The following is a 15,557-nucleotide window of genomic DNA, read 5'->3' as shown; positions in this document are numbered from 1 at the left end:
TTTTTTGTTGCGTTCGATTTGGGTATACTTGCCGCCGCTTATCAAAAAGCACTTCCTGATATGGCCCCTTAGCTCAGTTGGTTAGAGCACCCGACTCATAATCGGTAGGTCCCCAGTTCAAGTCTGGGAGGGGCCACCATCTACGCTAAATTTGTATGTATTGCGAGAAGTTTAGAATTACTTTGCTTCTATTTATCAGTATTTTCCCAGTTCCGACCTTCAAAGTTGGTAGCTCGGAATACATGTTGTGATTTTAACTTCCTAAAACCTAGCTGAATAACTGGGTGGATTCGGACTAGTGTAATAAAAATCGTGTGACTCTGAATAGTTCGTTTCTCGCCACACTCTATCAGGTAACCCCAATTAAAAGTTAAATTTAGCATGGACTAAAGTGTACTTACTTTAAAGATATCGAGGGTCCTATACCTAAGATTGCCTTTTACTCAATAATGAGAGGATTCTAGGTCCTGTTCTGCTACGCAAACCCAAGTTCTAGGTTTTGGACATCAGAGAACATTGAACTATTTACTTAGTAACAGGTAACTTCAATCATACGGTGATTCGGCTCAAGAATTATGCTAGAAATCATCAATATTTATTTGGAAACGCCCAGAATGAACATTACGAGGATATTCATCCCTACAGTAATATATCAGACTCCGCATCTGTCTTTGAATCGAGGCTGGTAAGTCGGTTTAAAAAGCTAACTCTTTGATAGGAATTGAAGATTTCTTCCCCATACTTTTAGTGGTCAAAAATTTGCCACTGAGAGCTTGATTGTCATTAATGACAGTTGTTGTTAACATGCGTTAAAGTCTTTAATAATCAGGCATTTATGAAGATTCGGTGGTTATGGAAATCATTGATCTTAAAAGGGAAATTTATAAATGACGAAAAGTCTACGTAGTGTGCAGGTATCAGTCAATGTTCCGAAAACATTACTAAGCCGCATAGAGAAAAGCCGTAAAGGCTTGAGTAGGTCTGACTATATCAGGCAAGTGCTTGAGGAGTCGGAAAGCTATAAAGCGGAAAAAAAATTGAATGGTGTAGTATACACTCCGCAAAACCTTGCTGAGTATGTTTCTCATAAGGTGTTATCTTACTTTTTTTTAAATCAGAAGAATATAAAAAGGCTAGGTAGCCAATCAAAGAAATTAAGGGTCATTGATCCTGCATGTGGTGATGGCGAGCTTCTGCTAGCAATATCAAATGCCTCCTTTCCGGTAGATGGCTTTTTAAAGAGTGAACAACTTGAACTATATGGCTTAGATATTGATAAAAAATCCCTTTTGCAAACACAAAAAAGATTAACCGAGTATCATACTTTTACACCAATTCATACAAATGCTCTGTGTCCATTTAAGTCAGAACATGACATCGGTTGGTTGAATTTAAAGAAAAGACATTGTGGATTCGATAGCTTTGATATAGTTATAGCTAATCCCCCATGGGGAGCTGACGTTAGCGATTATTATAATCTTCTTTCAGATGGTAATTTTTCATTATTGAATAGGCAGTTCGATAGTTCAGATTTATTCATCGAATCAGCTCTAAAGAACCTTGAAGATGGTGGTTTTATTGCTTTCATTATTCCTGATTCGCTATTTTCTCAAGAAAGAGAGAGCTTGAGAGGTTATTTACTTTCTAAAACCAAAATCCACTTTATAGGCCGTTTCGGCGAAAAAATATTTAAGGATGTTAATCGGGCGTGCGCAGTCGTTATATGTGAAAAAGGTAAAGCTAATGACCAACATAAGATCGATTGTTTCAGACTTTCGGTTGAACATCGAAACCTTATTTTAGCTGGTAGTACTGACTTCCATTCCGCAGAGTTGGAATTGAGTCACAAAGTAGAGCAGTCCAGGTTCGAAAACAATAAAAACTATCTTTTTAACATTGATATAGATGCTGAGCTCGAAGCCACTTATAACAAGATACTCGGTCAATTAGATACTCTAGAAAATCATTTAAACAGTTCACGAGGTGTTGAGCTATCAAAAAAAGGTAATGTGATCCAATGCGTTAATTGTAAAAAATGGTCACCCTCACCCAGCAAAGAAACTTTCAAATGCTCTCATTGTAAATCATCTATGACGACTTTGGAGTGTCAAAAAGATATTATCATTCATAAACAAGTAATTAAAAACAGCAGACCTTTGATTGTTGGGGAGCACATCAGTCGTTACAGCTTACGATCTGATCTGTGGATAGATATTTCTAAGGATGGAATAAAGTATAAAAATTGTGACTTATATGAGAGTAATAAGTTAGTCGTCAGAAAAACTGGGATTGGAATTTCTGCTTCGATCGACTACTTGCAACGCATGACAAACCAAGTCGTATATATATTTAAATTAAAAGAAAAAAAGACAAAGTCATTTCCACTGGAATTTTTTTTAGCTTTGATAAATTCAAGACTAGCTTTTTTCCTAATAGCTATGTCGAATGGTGAGATTGAATGGAAATCCCATCCTTATATTACTCAGAAGCAAATTCTAGATTTCCCCGTACCAGATATTGAGAAGATTCCTACTGCCATGTTTGAAGAAATTTTATCAATTAGCAGTGAGATAAAAGAATCTCTAAAGCAAGGGGAGTTGATTTCTGAAACTCTTGACGCACGTTGTGAGAAGCTTATTGCTGCGCTCTATGGATTAAATAAAAAGGACTATAAATCGATTTTTATTGCAATAGAAAAATCTCAAGAACTTCTATCAGTTAAAGCTCTTAAAAATATTAAAATCGAAGATATATTTAATACAAAGGCTGTTTAATGGGATATAGATATATAGGCTCTAAATCGAAGATTATAGATGTCCTTTTAAAGAAAATTGGGGATATTGTTCCAGAAGGAGCCCACGTAGCCGACTTAATGACCGGTACTGCGACTGTGTCTATGGAGCTTCGTAAACTCGGATATAAGGTGACAGCAAATGATTTAATGACTTATTCGTATCATCATGCTGTTTCAGGATTAAAATTTTCAAAGCTTCCGACATTTCAACGGGCTAGAGATTTTGTTGAACAGTATTATAAACCAAAAGAAAATGAATCAAGCCCGACGCATTATCAAATGATGATTAACGCGCTGAATAACTCCAAACCCATTAAAGGTTATTTTTGGAAAGAGTTTTCACTTTCCGGAAAGCCAAGTAACACGGACAAACCGAGAAATTACTACAGTAGTGAAAATGCTGCGAAAATTGATGGCATTCGTGCAAATATTGAAAAACTGACAAAAAATAAGGCTTTAACTCATAACGAGAAAAGTCTTATTTTACACGACTTGATAATGGGGACGAATGATGTAGCTAATATTGCAGGGACATATGGACATCACATGGCGAATCTTGTCGGTCGCGCTAAAGATACTCTTAATTTATACCCCAGCAATTTGCTTTTGAAAAATGATGTTAAAAATCACACTGTACTACAAGGGTATGCTGAGGAGGTTTCAAGCAAAATTTCGTGTGATATCTGCTACATTGATCCTCCTTATATGAAAAGGCAATACGCTGCTAACTATCACATACTAGAAACTTTGGCTCGCGGAGATGAACCGGAAGCTATAGGAGTGAGTGGTCTGAGGCCTTGGCGAGACCAATATTCAAATTTTTGTACTAAAACAAAAATTCGTGACTCATTTCGGCTCATTTTCAATAATATGAAAACCAATAATTTTCTTATTAGCTACAGTGAAGATGGATTATTAAGTATTGAAGATTTTGTTGAACTATTATCTCCATTCGGAGATGTATACATAGACGAATTTGTTCACAAGCGGTTTAAAAGCAATAGCAGCCATCTCAAAAACCACTTAACTGAATATCTCATACATCTCAACAGATAATAGTTCAATCATAAGCTAACTCTAATTGGCATCTTTAAATAGCTCAGCATGTTCAGGATGCCAATGAATAGTGTAAGCCTTACCGTTAATATACAAGTCTAATAAAGCACTTCCATCTTCCATATGTAGCATGTCTTCCAAATTTATTGGAGAAACATCTGCATGATGGAGCATTGAATGTATTAGTGGGCTTAAGATTACCAAGTTTCTAGGGGCGTCAGAACCTCCTCTTCCAAGAGGGATCAAGTGATGAGCTTCAGTATAATTAACGCCATTTTTCTTCTTGAAGATAAACTCATCACCCGTAACTTGACATCTATTGTTATAAAGTCCTTTTAACTTTTTAACTAGTTTGGCGTTTCTTTTTCTAACCTTGACTGTCTTTTCAGAAGTCTCTACTTTTTCATCCGTAAAGTCTTCATCAAAAAGTTGGTCTATAACTTCAGTCTCGTCAATCTGATCTGCTTGGTTGTCAGGCTCTTTTACACTAATAACGCTGCTTGTTCTGAAAGGATGTTTAAGATCACCTATCGATAATAACAGTTGTCCATCATCGAAACTGAGAAAACCGGAAAATCCTTCCCGCCTAGACTCAGGTGAAAACATCTTTTCAAAAATTGAAGTGTCCTCTCCAACAAATGGAAGGTCTGCGGCGCCGTCATTTAAATACCAACCAGCCCATACTTGGCCATCAAAAGTTGATGCAATGAAGACTATCAGGCCGTCAGGACATTGATTGCGATCAGTAGGATCAATTGGCTTAGGAAAGCCGTAATGGGGCAACCATGCCTTAACTCTATTTGATCGGCTCGATTGTAGCTTCTGACTAGTTATACTCACCGATGCTGCTCGCCGCTGATAGATTTTTAATTCTTGACTAGAATCATGAGCCTCGTCTATACCAATACTAAAAATCGGAAACTCCCAGCAGGGGCCTTGAGTCGCAGTAGTTCTTTTTAAATTTTTAATCCCGGAAAAAAACTTTTCCCACTTATCAATACCTATTGATCTTACTGGAAAGTCGATATAGGCCTGCCCTCCACCACCAGTTTCAGTTCCCGGAGGTTTATTAATATTGAAGAAATCCGCTTGCGTTAAATGCCTAAAGATTAAATTTTTAACCGTCTTCAAGATAACCACCTGATTTTAATATAATACTCCCTTGACTTTTATTGTGTAGAACTCCGTATACTTACGCAAGTTCTAAAACTAAAAAGGAGTTAATTTATAATCTGTAAGTATGCCTTGCTCATAAAATCCTATAAATCCATGGGGTTAATTACCCTAAGGAATAAACTATTAGGAGAAGTGGTAGCGCTGGAATGACCCCTAATAAAAAAGTGCAATCATTTGTTTTTTGGTACTAACTCTGATAGACCAGTATTTTGGGGCTATATTGGAGACGATACAATGGATTGTGAAATAGGAAAAATAACTCTTTATTTATCCAAAACAGATAAATCCTTTGCGGACGTTATCGAGACTGGCAAACTTCCTGAAGAAGATTCTGATAAGTTCAAAATCAGGCGATTCACTGTTGCTGAACACCAATGTATTTTCTATTGCCAGCAAGTTAATAATCCTGCTCATGAAACACCCCCGTGGATAGACTTCATCAACGAAAATTTGGAGTATGAACAGCTTCTTAATTTCAGGCCTAGTTCAGAGCGTCCAAGTGGGTTACTACTAATCAAGAAGGAGAATCGCATATACGCTGCCGCTTTTGGAACAAGAGGCACAAGTTGGCTCGATAAGAAGAAATTTGAGCCTGACTTTGGTATTAAAGTAGCGATGAATATGTGTGGTAATGAAGAAGTTCGTCAAGCTAAGAGCGCAATCCAATCACATACAACCCAAATCATTGATCGGCAACTAACTAAACCTTCAAATTCATTTGATTTTGGCATGTCTGAAATTGAGTTTTTGAGATACATTTCTGCTCATATCCAAGACGATAATAATATTACATTACAAGGCAAAGACTGCTTAACAATTAAGATAATTGGCGAAGAAAAACTTAGTTGGGAAAGGTTAATTTATTTTCTTGACAAGTTTGTCGACTCATACGGTTCGGAGGCATATAAGGAGCTATTTCCGAATTACCCAAATTTATCGCCTGTTACAGAAGAAATACAAGAAACTTTAGATAACGTGCTCATAGAGAATTTAGTAAACGAACAGCTCGATACAATTCATTTGGCGATTCCGGACTTTTTATCTGATGACGAATATAGTTTTTCTTACTCCAACAAAGAAAAACGAAATAATTACATAGTCTCACACATTCGAATCGAAGATTTATACCAAGGTGCTCAAGCCATATTTAAAACAAAAGATGATATAACTGCCAAGTCAATAAAAAACAAGAAAGTTTACGCATATTCACATGATGAAGACAAAATCTTAGCTAACCTCTGTTGGAGCTTATACTCCTGCATAATAGCAGAGATTCAATACGAATCTCAGTGTTACATACTATCATTAGGTGAATGGCGGAAGGTCGACAATGACTTTTACGCTGCATTGAACAGCTTTGTTATAAATGACCTCCCCGAAGATAATCTAGCAGAACACTTTAACGGTATCGATATATCTTGCATTCAAAGCAGCCAAAATAGAGAAGGAATATTCAACGACAAGTATTGTGAAGTAAATCCCAATGCTATTAAATTTGATACTGCAAAACTTCGAATTGGCCTAGCAAGAAAAGACAAGGAGTTTTGCGACATACTAGAGCTTGAAAACGATATAGCTCGTATCGTTCAAGTCAAAAAGTATGGTGGTTGCAGTTCTATTAATTATTTATTTTCTCAGACTCGATTTTACTGTGAATTTTTCTTGACTGATGATGTATTTCTTGAGGAGATTAGAGGGTTCATTCAGAAATCCGGACACCCTAAAAGCAACGATTTCCTTGAACACATTAAGGAATCTACTGAAGATGTTGTTGGTGCTAATTATGAGGTTCAGATGTGGCTTCTCTATGATGAGAAAAAAGATAAACCTATGAAAGAAAATTTGCCTTTGATGGCTAAATATGAATTAAAGCTAACCTATGAACGCTTGCGAAAAACGTTAAAATATAAAAGGGTGAGCGTGGTTATGATTCCTGTAAAAATAGTAAACTTCACTAAAGCAAAGAAAAATAAAGTAACTTAAAATTGCCTATATTGCGCTCGTTACTTAACGTGGTAATGGATTATGCTTTCCAAAACATCTTATCTACCCCCCTGTTAATGCCTCACCGTGATCAAATGAAATTCCACCACGAACACAATCAGTATGGTTGAAATACGGCTAAGCGCATAGTGGGGAGCGCATTAATTGCTGCTATTTTTGTAGATTCTGAATCTCGTCTATGGGGCCTCATAATAGATAGGTCCCGAGGTCAAGTCTGGGTAAAAAGCGCCCGGAGCGAGCACCGCTCGATCAGCTTTTTACGCGAGGCATGGAGCGGAGCCTGACGATGCTCAGGGACGTTTTTTAGCTGGTGTCGAGAGCGCGCATAAGAAATAGCACCCAACTCTACTCTCTGTAACCCGACTCAGGGTTTTACCTCAAACCTCACAAAACATCTCTAGATTTTGATTAATATCACCAAAATATTTTTGTTGAAGCTCTTGGTATTCCGGTGTTTGCCAAACTTGGCTTTGGGCTTCATTGAACCGGTCTCTTAGGTTTGGGTCTTTAAACGCGACTTGGTAGTTGGTGGTAGCGATAGTGAGTCTGTTGAGCGGAGATGGATTATCGCTGGTGAGTAAGTAGTGGTTCAGAATGTTTCTGTCAATAACAATGGCTTGCACTCTGCCTCGTAACAGCATTTCTACTTGGGCACTCTGGTCGACTGTCTCATTGTAGTCTTCAGCTCGTTCTATGGCATTGCTAAAGTCTTCTCCGAGAACAATGTTTGCTGTTTGAAACGCTAACACGGAGAGCCCTAGTAAATCTTCCAAACTATTGATGGTTAGCCTGTCTTGCTGGCGCGTAACTACCATGTTCTGATACTGAATATAGGGGCAACTGTAGTAATAATCGTTAGGGCCAGTTTCTTCCTTTTGTAGGCTAGACGCGTCGAAAGCGTCCGCGCTTAAAGTTTCTCCTATCCGGCCGTTGGGAACATGAGTAAAGTTCACGTGAACACCCATGTGCGCGCCAATAAGTTCCATAAGCTCAATTTCATAACCGGAGTTAGACGTGAGGTCGATATAAGGTGGTTTGTGTAATCCCACTAAAACGTGCAAGGACGAAGCAGCTACCGGTGAAATCGAAAGCCATGTGACAAAGGCCAATGTAAGAGCCGTGTAACGTGCTGCTGCCTGAACCATAACTACCGCCTTAAGTCAGATTTATGCCTACTTAAGATCAGATTAGAATACTTTGGATGGAACGCACTATGACAAAAGGCAGAGTAACAACCAATTCTTAAAAATCACAGTGGGCGGCTAATTGCTGGTTCACTGTATTGAAATATTTTCTTTGCAGCTGTTGATAAGCCTCGGTTTGCCAAATACGTTGCTGTGCACTATCGAAGCGTTGTTGCAGAGAAGGGTCTTTAAACGCGACTTGATATCGTGTGGTGGCAATGGGGTATCTATTAAGTGTAGGCACATCACTGTATTGGCCAAGGTAGTAATTCAAAATATTTTCGTCTAACACTATGGCATTGGTGCGTTGGCGCATAAGCATTTCTACCTGGCTTCCTTGGTCTACGGTTTCAACATATTCGCTCGCTTGCTCAGCTGCGTTGGCAAAAGACGGTCCTAGAGCTCTGGTAGCGGTTTGAAAGGCAATAACATGGAGTCCAATGAGGTCATTGAGTTGGTTAATGACAATGTTATCGTCGGCTCGTGAAACAATTAAGTTGTGATACTCGATATAGGGGCAGCTGTAGTAAAAGTCGATGGTGTCGCTTGTTGGGCGCTGTAATGTAGCGGCATCAAATGCGTTTGCGGGCAAAGTGGTGCTGAGCCTTGCGATGGGAACATGGGTATAATTTACCGTTGCCCCCATTTCCTCTACGATCATTTCTATAAGTTCGAGTTCGTAACCCGTATTGGTCGACAAGTCTATATACGGAGGCATGTTCAGAGGAAGGAGAAAATGCAAAATTTCATCGGCGTCACTGGAGTCAGTGACACCGAAAAACAAGAATACCGCCGCTACTGTGCTTAATACCTTGCGCATATTTTGTGTAGAACCCGATTCTTTTTTGGTTTAATCCCTACACAAAGTTAGCATAACAGGGCGAAATTACGAATGACTCATTTTTGCACGGTGTGCATGAAGCTTTTTATAGCTTTCTATGAGTCGCAAGTGGCGATCTAGACCATCTAACTGCATATTTGTTTCAGTAAGTCCGTAAAAGCGTACAGAACCATTCACCGAGCCTGTAGCCGCCTGAAAGACATCGTCGCTATACATTCTAGCTAGGTTGTAGCTGTAGTCTTCTAGGTCTAAATCATCGTCCAGTGTAATTTCTAACACGGCTTCAAGTGCTCTATAAAATAGAACCCTAGCCACAGTGTTGTCGTTGTATTGTAAAAACTCTTGGACTAGCTCGTAGGCACTCTCTAGTTGTTCTAATGCAAGGTAAATAAGTAGCTTGAGCTCCAGAATGGTGAGCTGTCCCCAAACTGTATTCTCGTCAAACTCGACGCCAATAAGCGTAATAATGTCGATATAGTGGTCGAGCTGACTTTCTTCCAAGCGTTCAACTAGGCTTTGTAGTTGCTCTTCGTTAAGCCTGTGTAGGTTCAATATGTCTTCGCGGAATTGCAGCGCAACGTTGGTATTGTCCCAAATAAGGTCTTCTACTGGGTAAACCTCTGAATAGTTCGGAACGAGCATGCGTACAGCTGGTGCGCCTAAGTCGGTATAGATCGCGGTGTACACTTCTTTGCCCATATCCTGCAATATCGCCATCAGAGTTTGTACCTCTTCATCGTTCGAGCCTGAAAAGTCCCACTCAACAAAATCAAAGTCAGGTTTAGCGCTGAAAAACCGCCAAGAAATAACTCCGGTAGAATCGATAAAGTGCTCTACAAAGTTATTCGGCTCGGTGACTGCCATCGAATTAAAAGTGGGCAGTGGAATGTCGTTTAAGCCCTCAAAACTTCTTCCTTGCAATAGCTCTGTTAAGCTTCTTTCTAGAGCAATGGAGAAGCTGGGGTGAGCACCAAATGAGGCAAAAACGCCACCTGTTTTTGGATTCATAATGGTGACGCAGGCGACCGGGAATTGCCCCCCGAGAGAGGCGTCTTTAACTAGCACTGGAAATCCTTGGGCCTCCAGCGCATCAATACCTTCTACAAGATGCGGATACTGCTCCAACACATCTCTCGGCACTTCTGGAAGCGCAATTTCGTTCTCAATGATTTCACGCTTAACTGCGCGTTCGAAAATTTCTGATAAACACTGAACTTTAGCTTCTGCCAGCGTATTTCCGGCACTCATGCCATTACTAAGAAATAGGTTCTCAATCAGGTTAGAGGGAAAGTAAACCGTTTGTTGGTCTGATTCTCGTACGTAGGGTAACGAGACGATACCTCGGTCGATACGTCCAGAGTTAGTATCGATTAAGTGCGAGCCTCGCAATTCTTGTTCAGGGTTGTAAATACTTAAGCAATAGTCGTCGAGTAAGCCTGCTGGAATACTGTCGTCTTTTTCCAACGCAAACCATTTCTCGTTGGGATAATGCACAAAGTCGCTATGGGCAATTTCTTCTCCAAAATACTGGTCGTTGTAGAAGAAGTTGCAGTTGAGACGCTCGATAAATTCCCCTAAAGCGGAACATAAAGCGCTTTCCTTCGTTGCGCCTTTTCCGTTGGTAAAACAAGGTGGTGAAGCCGCGTCGCGAATGTGAAGTGACCAAACATGAGGAACAATATTTCTCCATGAAGCAATTTCTATTTTCATGCCGAGGTCTGCAAGAATTGAAGACATGTTAGAAATAGTTGTTTCGAGTGGAAGGTCTTTCCCTTCAATGTAGGTTTGAGAAGAGCCGTCGGGCGCACCTGTTAATAAAGCCTGTGCGTCTTCATCTAAATTCTCAACCACTTCAATTTCAAACTCTGGACCAGTTTGAACGACCTTCTTCACAGTACAACGGTCGATAGAACGCAAAATGCCTTGGCGATCCTTCTCGGAAATATCCTCGGGTAGCTCGACCTGAATTTTGAAGGTTTGGTTGTATCTATTTTCCGGATCAATAATATTATTTTGCGAGAGTCGAATATTCTCTGTCGGAATATTTCTGGCAACACAATATACTTTTACAAAATATGCAGCGCACATGGCTGACGAGGCAAGGAAGTAGTCAAACGGACTCGGCGCAGAACCGTCGCCTTTGTAACGTATCGGCTGATCGGTAATGACCGTAAAGTCGTCGAATTTAGCTTCTAGTCTTAAATTGTCTAGAAAGTTAACTTTTATTTCCATGGGAATGCCTAATTGAAGTGTACATTGCGTTTAGTGTGTATTATCGCCCGAATGCACCTGTCTTGTCACATCATTGGCAGCGCAGTAGCAATATAAAAATAGGAATAAGTATAGAATGCGGTTATTGATTAGGGTTGGCTCACAGAACCCAGTGAAAGTGAATGCAGCAAAAGTCACACTAGCTCGATATTTCCCTGAAGCTGAGTTGGACGTGCAAGGTGTTAGCGTGCCTTCTGAAGTTTCTGACCAACCGATGTCTGAGCAAGAAACATTGCTTGGAGCGAAGAACCGAGTAGTAAACCTACAACAGCAAACTGAAGCCGATTTTTATGTAGCATTTGAAGGTGGTGTGGACCAATTTTCGTATGGCACAGCCACGTTCGCTTACGTGGTTATTCAACATAAAAACCAGACTGCTGTAGGGCGCACTGGAGACTTACCTATTCCAGATGTTTTTTACCAAGAATTGAAAGCGGGTAAAGAGTTAGGCGACGTGCTTGATGACCACTTCCAAACCCAAAACATTAAGCAAAAGGGCGGAGCCATCGCGTTATTAACCGAGCAGCTTGAAACACGTGAAAGCACGTATGTTCAAGCGATGACTCTGGCAATGGCTCGAATAGTCAATTCTAGCCTTTTCACTTCATAATTGTGCCATTAGATCGTGAAGCTCGCGGTCGTTGTTGGCGCTATTTTCAAGAGCTAAGTTTTTGTAATGGGTTACTAGGTCTGCGTTGTTTTCTAAGCTTTGAAGTTGTGCCATGCGAGCGTAAGCCCATGGCAAGTCGGGTATTTCTAACTCGGAGTTGTAGTCAGTAATATATCGCTCCATAGCTTCAATGCCTTGGCTCACCCTTTGATGACTAAATACGGCGTTTCTGCCGATTTGATACAAGGCATTGAAATACGTGTCGTCGTGTTCAAAACCCTGTGAAGTAATGCGTACAAAAGACTCATGTGCCAATTCGTATTCTCCATGCTCTTGCAGGTTTAATCCCAGTCGTAATTGAATATTCGTAGCCTGCGGGTATTGCTCAGCCATTTTGTGTAACTCTTCTGAGTATCGCTCTGTATCAAACTCACGAACTATGCGTAGGTGAGCGACAGCTCCTTGAACTTCGTCGAGCTCCTGAATATTGCGCATTTCTTGTTTCGCAGCTTCCTCCCCGCCACCTACAATACTGGGGGCACTTAGATAGTAGTTGAATAAGGCGAGTCGGTAAGTCAAATTCCTAGGCTCGAGAGTTACCGCGTTTTCTAAACAACGGCGGCTCTTTCCGGCGAAGCGCATCGCTTTCATTATGCCTTCACTGGCTCGTATGCCGTAAATAACACCACAGTAGTAATTCACTTGAGCATGGTTAGGAGCAATATCTAGGGCTTGCTCCATGAACTGCTGCGCTTGGTTCAACCGGTCAGGAAAATGTATTTCGATGTTTTCAACTAGGCTGTTTACATGCTGCTCTTCTGCATTTAATTGGGTCGAACAGACAATGAGTGCGATCAACAGGCCGTTTTTGATTCTGGATATAAATTTCATAAGGTATCTCCCGTTTATTGCCGCACTTAAATAGTGCTCGTGGACTCTGGTTTATGTTGTTTAGGAGGGTCGTATTTTCTAGAAAGCTTGGCGACAAAAAATGTACCTATAATGCCCGGAGCAATCCAAAGCGCTGTGTAAAAGTCACCCGTAACGGACAACCACGTAGCGCCGCCAAAAACTAAAAAAGCAGTGTATGCGCCAATCCCTGATCCGATATAGGCACCGAGATGCTCGCGCAACCATGCCTTTTTAGAAAATGACTTTGAGAAAATGAACTTGATATTGGAGAGGCCGACCCACGCACCTAAAGCTCCAAAAACAATATGCAAAATTAAACCGTTGAGCGAACCCACAATAATGAGTGCTAATCCATTCAGGGCTAACACCCCACATACCGCGATAAGGTAGGGCTTTTTTAGGCCCTCGTGATTACTTTTGTTGCGGAGCACTGCGTTGCCATAAAGCACCGAAGAGTGAATAAGTACGCCCAAGTGAATGAGAAACCATGCGAAAAGGTGAGCGTATTGCACCCGTTGTTCCGCCAAGTGGGCTACCGAATAGAGATGAGGTTTAACCTGAGCGGTAAAAAGTAATACGAGTAAAGACATTGCTATACCACTGAAAGCGACAGTGTTCATGCTTAAACCGTAATACCCACCAAATTTCTTGTGGTTTAACCCTCCCTTTCTTGATACAGCAGGTATCCAGAAAAGAAGGAGTGATAAGGTTCCTGCAACCACGTGTGTTATTAGGAAAATGTGAAATAGATTTTGCATAACAAGCCCCCGATGGGTGTTTAACGATGAGGCAATGGTAGGGAAAAGGAAAAGCTGCGTGCAGTGACAAAAGTCATGACTTGAAAAGTGACTTTTGACCTATTGGTCTTATTAAAGAGGCAGGGCATACTTGCTCAATGAACTTTAAATCATTCAATTTCAAAGTAGGTGCTGATCAAGTAAGCGGTGTGTTTACCGTTGCACTGGTCGCTTGTATCGACATTTGGCTCTTATGGAGTCAAATGGGCGCAAGTGTGGGTAGGTTGGCGCTACTCGCGCTGATTTATGGCGCTTTTGCTGTTTTATTTTTTGTGTCTACGCTCGACACGAAACCACCACAAGCACCTAAGCTAAAGGCAATATTAATTGCTATACAGTTCACTTTAGTTTGCGGCATTGTCGTAACTACACCGAACCCTTTCGCTGCCATTCTGTTAGTGATATGGATAGCCCAACTGCCATATTTGATGTCGTTTAGATTGGCGTTAGCCTTGTCTCCTGTGTGGAGTGTTATTACTTGGTCGTTGTATGCCTGGCGCTGGGAAACCGACGGTGTCTTTATTATGGGGTTGCTTTATTTTGCATTCAACGTGTTTGCTTTAATTATGATGGAGGCGCGTAAAGAGGCTGAATTTGAACGCGAACGTGCAGAACAAGCAAATAGAGAGTTAATAGCCATGCAGTCATTGTTGCAAGAAGGAAGCAAGCAAGAAGAGCGGCTGCGTATTGCGCGTGATATTCACGATTTGGTGGGGCATCACTTAACTGCTCTTAACTTGCAGTTACAAGTATTGACGCGAACCGTTCCTGAAAACTGTAAGCGAGAGGTAGAGCAGAGTCATGCTATAGCCAAACTGTTACTGGCAGACGTGCGAGAAGCTGTCAGCGATATCCGTGCACATGACTACTTAGACCTGAAACAAGCAATTGAAAAATTGATAGATCGCCTGCCAGGAGTAGAGGTACGTTTGACTATTCCAGAGAAGGTGGCTGTTTTAAATTTAGAGCAAGGCATGGTGCTCTTACGAAGCGTGCAAGAGGCAATGACTAACGCCATAAAGCATGGAAGGGCTTCACTGATTCACATTCGAGTAAGGCAGAGCAAAACAGAGTTGCTCGCAGAAGTTGAAGACAACGGAATAGGTGCTCACTACTTAGTAAAAGGCAATGGCTTAACGGGCATGCAAGAACGTATTCACCAGTTAGGCGGAGAGCTAACGTTGCAATCCTTAGAGCCAGGCTTTTTGCTGCGTTTAACGCTGCCACTTAAGAGGCTTGTATGAGTCAGAAATCCTATCGTGTGCTGCTCGTAGACGACCAGAAGCTCGTACGTCAAGGTTTAAAGAGTCTATTGTCGCTCTCACCAGAAATAGACGTAATCCATGACGTTCCCGACGGTACTGAAGCGTTAGAGTGGCTGCGTGAACATTCCAGCTCCGTTGATGTCATTTTACTCGATATTCGTATGCCGAAGTTGAATGGTATCGAGACCCTGCAAGCGATGCATAGTGAAGGTATTCATATTCCAACGTTGATTCTAACTACGTTTGACGACCATGAGTTGTTGCTTGACGCGTTAAAAGCCGGGGCTAAAGGGTATTTACTAAAAGACGTTGAATTAGAAACACTAGTCAACGGTATTGAGCGGGTATTTCATGGCGAATCAATGATTCAGCCTTCGATTACCACTCAGCTGTTGAGTGGCTTAAGCAACTTGAAGTCCGAGTTTGATGCTTTTGAACAGCCAGAGCCATTGTCTGTAAAAGAGGTTGAAATATTAAGGCTGATGGCTGCAGGGTGCAGTAACAAGGAGATTGCAGAAGCTTTGTTTAAGTCAGAGGGAACGGTGAAAAACCAAGTGAGTACGATTATGTCTAAACTTGGAGTTAGAGACCGAACCCGCGCTGTTCTTAAAGCTATCGAGCTCGGTCTTCTATCTTCTTAAGCTATA

At 41.0% G+C, this 15,557-nt stretch carries 12 protein-coding genes and 1 tRNA gene; 7 read left to right on the top strand and 6 right to left on the bottom strand.

Translation table 11 applies throughout. The annotated features are described in order from the left end of the window. Positions 1 to 62: 62 nt before the first annotated feature. From EYQ95_RS11840 to EYQ95_RS11830, 3 genes are all read left to right on the top strand, one after another. A tRNA-Ile gene (locus EYQ95_RS11840) sits at positions 63 to 139 on the top strand. Between the two features lie 748 nt (positions 140 to 887). Continuing rightward, positions 888 to 2,774 carry an N-6 DNA methylase gene (locus EYQ95_RS11835; protein ID WP_111916167.1) on the top strand — a complete coding sequence of 629 codons (1,887 nt, stop codon included), beginning with the start codon at positions 888 to 890 and terminating at the stop codon, positions 2,772 to 2,774. Then, positions 2,774 to 3,850, top strand: coding sequence for a DNA adenine methylase (locus EYQ95_RS11830; protein ID WP_111916166.1), 1,077 nt, complete (start codon positions 2,774 to 2,776; stop codon positions 3,848 to 3,850). The genes EYQ95_RS11835 and EYQ95_RS11830 overlap by 1 nt, the downstream gene beginning before the upstream one ends. Positions 3,851 to 3,871: 21 nt before the next feature. Here EYQ95_RS11830 and EYQ95_RS11825 read toward each other — a convergent pair whose 3' ends face one another. Then, positions 3,872 to 4,981 carry an HNH endonuclease gene (locus tag EYQ95_RS11825; protein WP_111916165.1) on the bottom strand — a complete coding sequence of 370 codons (1,110 nt, stop codon included), beginning with the start codon at positions 4,979 to 4,981 and terminating at the stop codon, positions 3,872 to 3,874. 279 nt (positions 4,982 to 5,260) lie between these two features. Between EYQ95_RS11825 and EYQ95_RS11820 the strand changes: the two genes are divergently transcribed. After that, complete coding sequence (locus EYQ95_RS11820) at positions 5,261 to 7,009, top strand: DUF6119 family protein (protein ID WP_111916164.1); 1,749 nt, start codon at positions 5,261 to 5,263, stop codon at positions 7,007 to 7,009. Positions 7,010 to 7,407: 398 nt separating this feature from the next. On the opposite strand, the gene EYQ95_RS11815 is transcribed toward EYQ95_RS11820, so the two are convergent. The 3 genes from EYQ95_RS11815 to EYQ95_RS11805 all read right to left on the bottom strand — a co-directional run bounded on the left by EYQ95_RS11815 (position 7,408) and on the right by EYQ95_RS11805 (position 11,287). Beyond that, a complete protein-coding gene (locus tag EYQ95_RS11815) occupies positions 7,408 to 8,175 on the bottom strand; it encodes an ABC transporter substrate-binding protein (RefSeq protein WP_111916163.1) in 768 nt (255 codons plus the stop codon). A 97-nt stretch (positions 8,176 to 8,272) separates the two neighbouring features. Beyond that, entirely contained in the window at positions 8,273 to 9,034 is a 762-nt protein-coding gene (locus EYQ95_RS11810) for an ABC transporter substrate-binding protein (protein ID WP_111916162.1), read from the bottom strand. 66 nt (positions 9,035 to 9,100) lie between these two features. Next, entirely contained in the window at positions 9,101 to 11,287 is a 2,187-nt protein-coding gene (locus EYQ95_RS11805) for an OsmC domain/YcaO domain-containing protein (RefSeq protein ID WP_111916161.1), read from the bottom strand. Between the two features lie 115 nt (positions 11,288 to 11,402). Between EYQ95_RS11805 and yjjX the strand changes: the two genes are divergently transcribed. Next, positions 11,403 to 11,936, top strand: a complete 534-nt coding sequence (gene yjjX, locus EYQ95_RS11800) for an inosine/xanthosine triphosphatase (protein WP_111916160.1) — start codon at positions 11,403 to 11,405, stop codon at positions 11,934 to 11,936. Here the strand turns inward: yjjX and EYQ95_RS11795 are convergent. Together EYQ95_RS11795 and EYQ95_RS11790 are read right to left on the bottom strand one after the other, a co-directional pair. After that, positions 11,931 to 12,827 carry a lipopolysaccharide assembly protein LapB gene (locus EYQ95_RS11795; RefSeq protein WP_111916159.1) on the bottom strand — a complete coding sequence of 299 codons (897 nt, stop codon included), beginning with the start codon at positions 12,825 to 12,827 and terminating at the stop codon, positions 11,931 to 11,933. The two genes, yjjX and EYQ95_RS11795, sit on opposite strands and share 6 nt — an antisense overlap. 26 nt (positions 12,828 to 12,853) lie before the next feature. After that, the gene (locus tag EYQ95_RS11790) at positions 12,854 to 13,468 is read right to left on the bottom strand and encodes a hypothetical protein (RefSeq protein WP_126266361.1); all 615 of its coding nucleotides are present in this window, start codon (positions 13,466 to 13,468) and stop codon (positions 12,854 to 12,856) included. A gap of 275 nt (positions 13,469 to 13,743) precedes the next feature. Between EYQ95_RS11790 and EYQ95_RS11785 the strand changes: the two genes are divergently transcribed. After that, on the top strand, positions 13,744 to 14,889 hold the full coding sequence (locus EYQ95_RS11785) for a sensor histidine kinase (protein WP_111916157.1): 1,146 nt from the start codon (positions 13,744 to 13,746) through the stop codon (positions 14,887 to 14,889). Beyond that, positions 14,886 to 15,551, top strand: coding sequence for a response regulator transcription factor (locus EYQ95_RS11780; protein WP_111916156.1), 666 nt, complete (start codon positions 14,886 to 14,888; stop codon positions 15,549 to 15,551). The genes EYQ95_RS11785 and EYQ95_RS11780 overlap by 4 nt, the downstream gene beginning before the upstream one ends. Positions 15,552 to 15,557: the final 6 nt, after the last annotated feature.

This window comes from Lysobacter sp. N42 (assembly GCF_004344885.1).
The sequence above is the reverse complement of the archived record's forward strand: the minus strand, read 5'-3'. Positions and strand labels throughout refer to the sequence as shown.

Coding starts and splice junctions, on each gene's coding strand:
- EYQ95_RS11790 (WP_126266361.1), bottom strand. CDS start 13,468: ATGAACACTGTCGCTTTCAGTGGTATAGCAATGTCTTTACTCGTATTA.
- EYQ95_RS11785 (WP_111916157.1), top strand. CDS start 13,744: ATGAACTTTAAATCATTCAATTTCAAAGTAGGTGCTGATCAAGTAAGC.
- EYQ95_RS11795 (WP_111916159.1), bottom strand. CDS start 12,827: ATGAAATTTATATCCAGAATCAAAAACGGCCTGTTGATCGCACTCATT.
- EYQ95_RS11820 (WP_111916164.1), top strand. CDS start 5,261: ATGGATTGTGAAATAGGAAAAATAACTCTTTATTTATCCAAAACAGAT.
- EYQ95_RS11830 (WP_111916166.1), top strand. CDS start 2,774: ATGGGATATAGATATATAGGCTCTAAATCGAAGATTATAGATGTCCTT.
- EYQ95_RS11805 (WP_111916161.1), bottom strand. CDS start 11,287: ATGGAAATAAAAGTTAACTTTCTAGACAATTTAAGACTAGAAGCTAAA.
- EYQ95_RS11835 (WP_111916167.1), top strand. CDS start 888: ATGACGAAAAGTCTACGTAGTGTGCAGGTATCAGTCAATGTTCCGAAA.
- yjjX (WP_111916160.1), top strand. CDS start 11,403: ATGCGGTTATTGATTAGGGTTGGCTCACAGAACCCAGTGAAAGTGAAT.
- EYQ95_RS11780 (WP_111916156.1), top strand. CDS start 14,886: ATGAGTCAGAAATCCTATCGTGTGCTGCTCGTAGACGACCAGAAGCTC.
- EYQ95_RS11815 (WP_111916163.1), bottom strand. CDS start 8,175: ATGGTTCAGGCAGCAGCACGTTACACGGCTCTTACATTGGCCTTTGTC.
- EYQ95_RS11810 (WP_111916162.1), bottom strand. CDS start 9,034: ATGCGCAAGGTATTAAGCACAGTAGCGGCGGTATTCTTGTTTTTCGGT.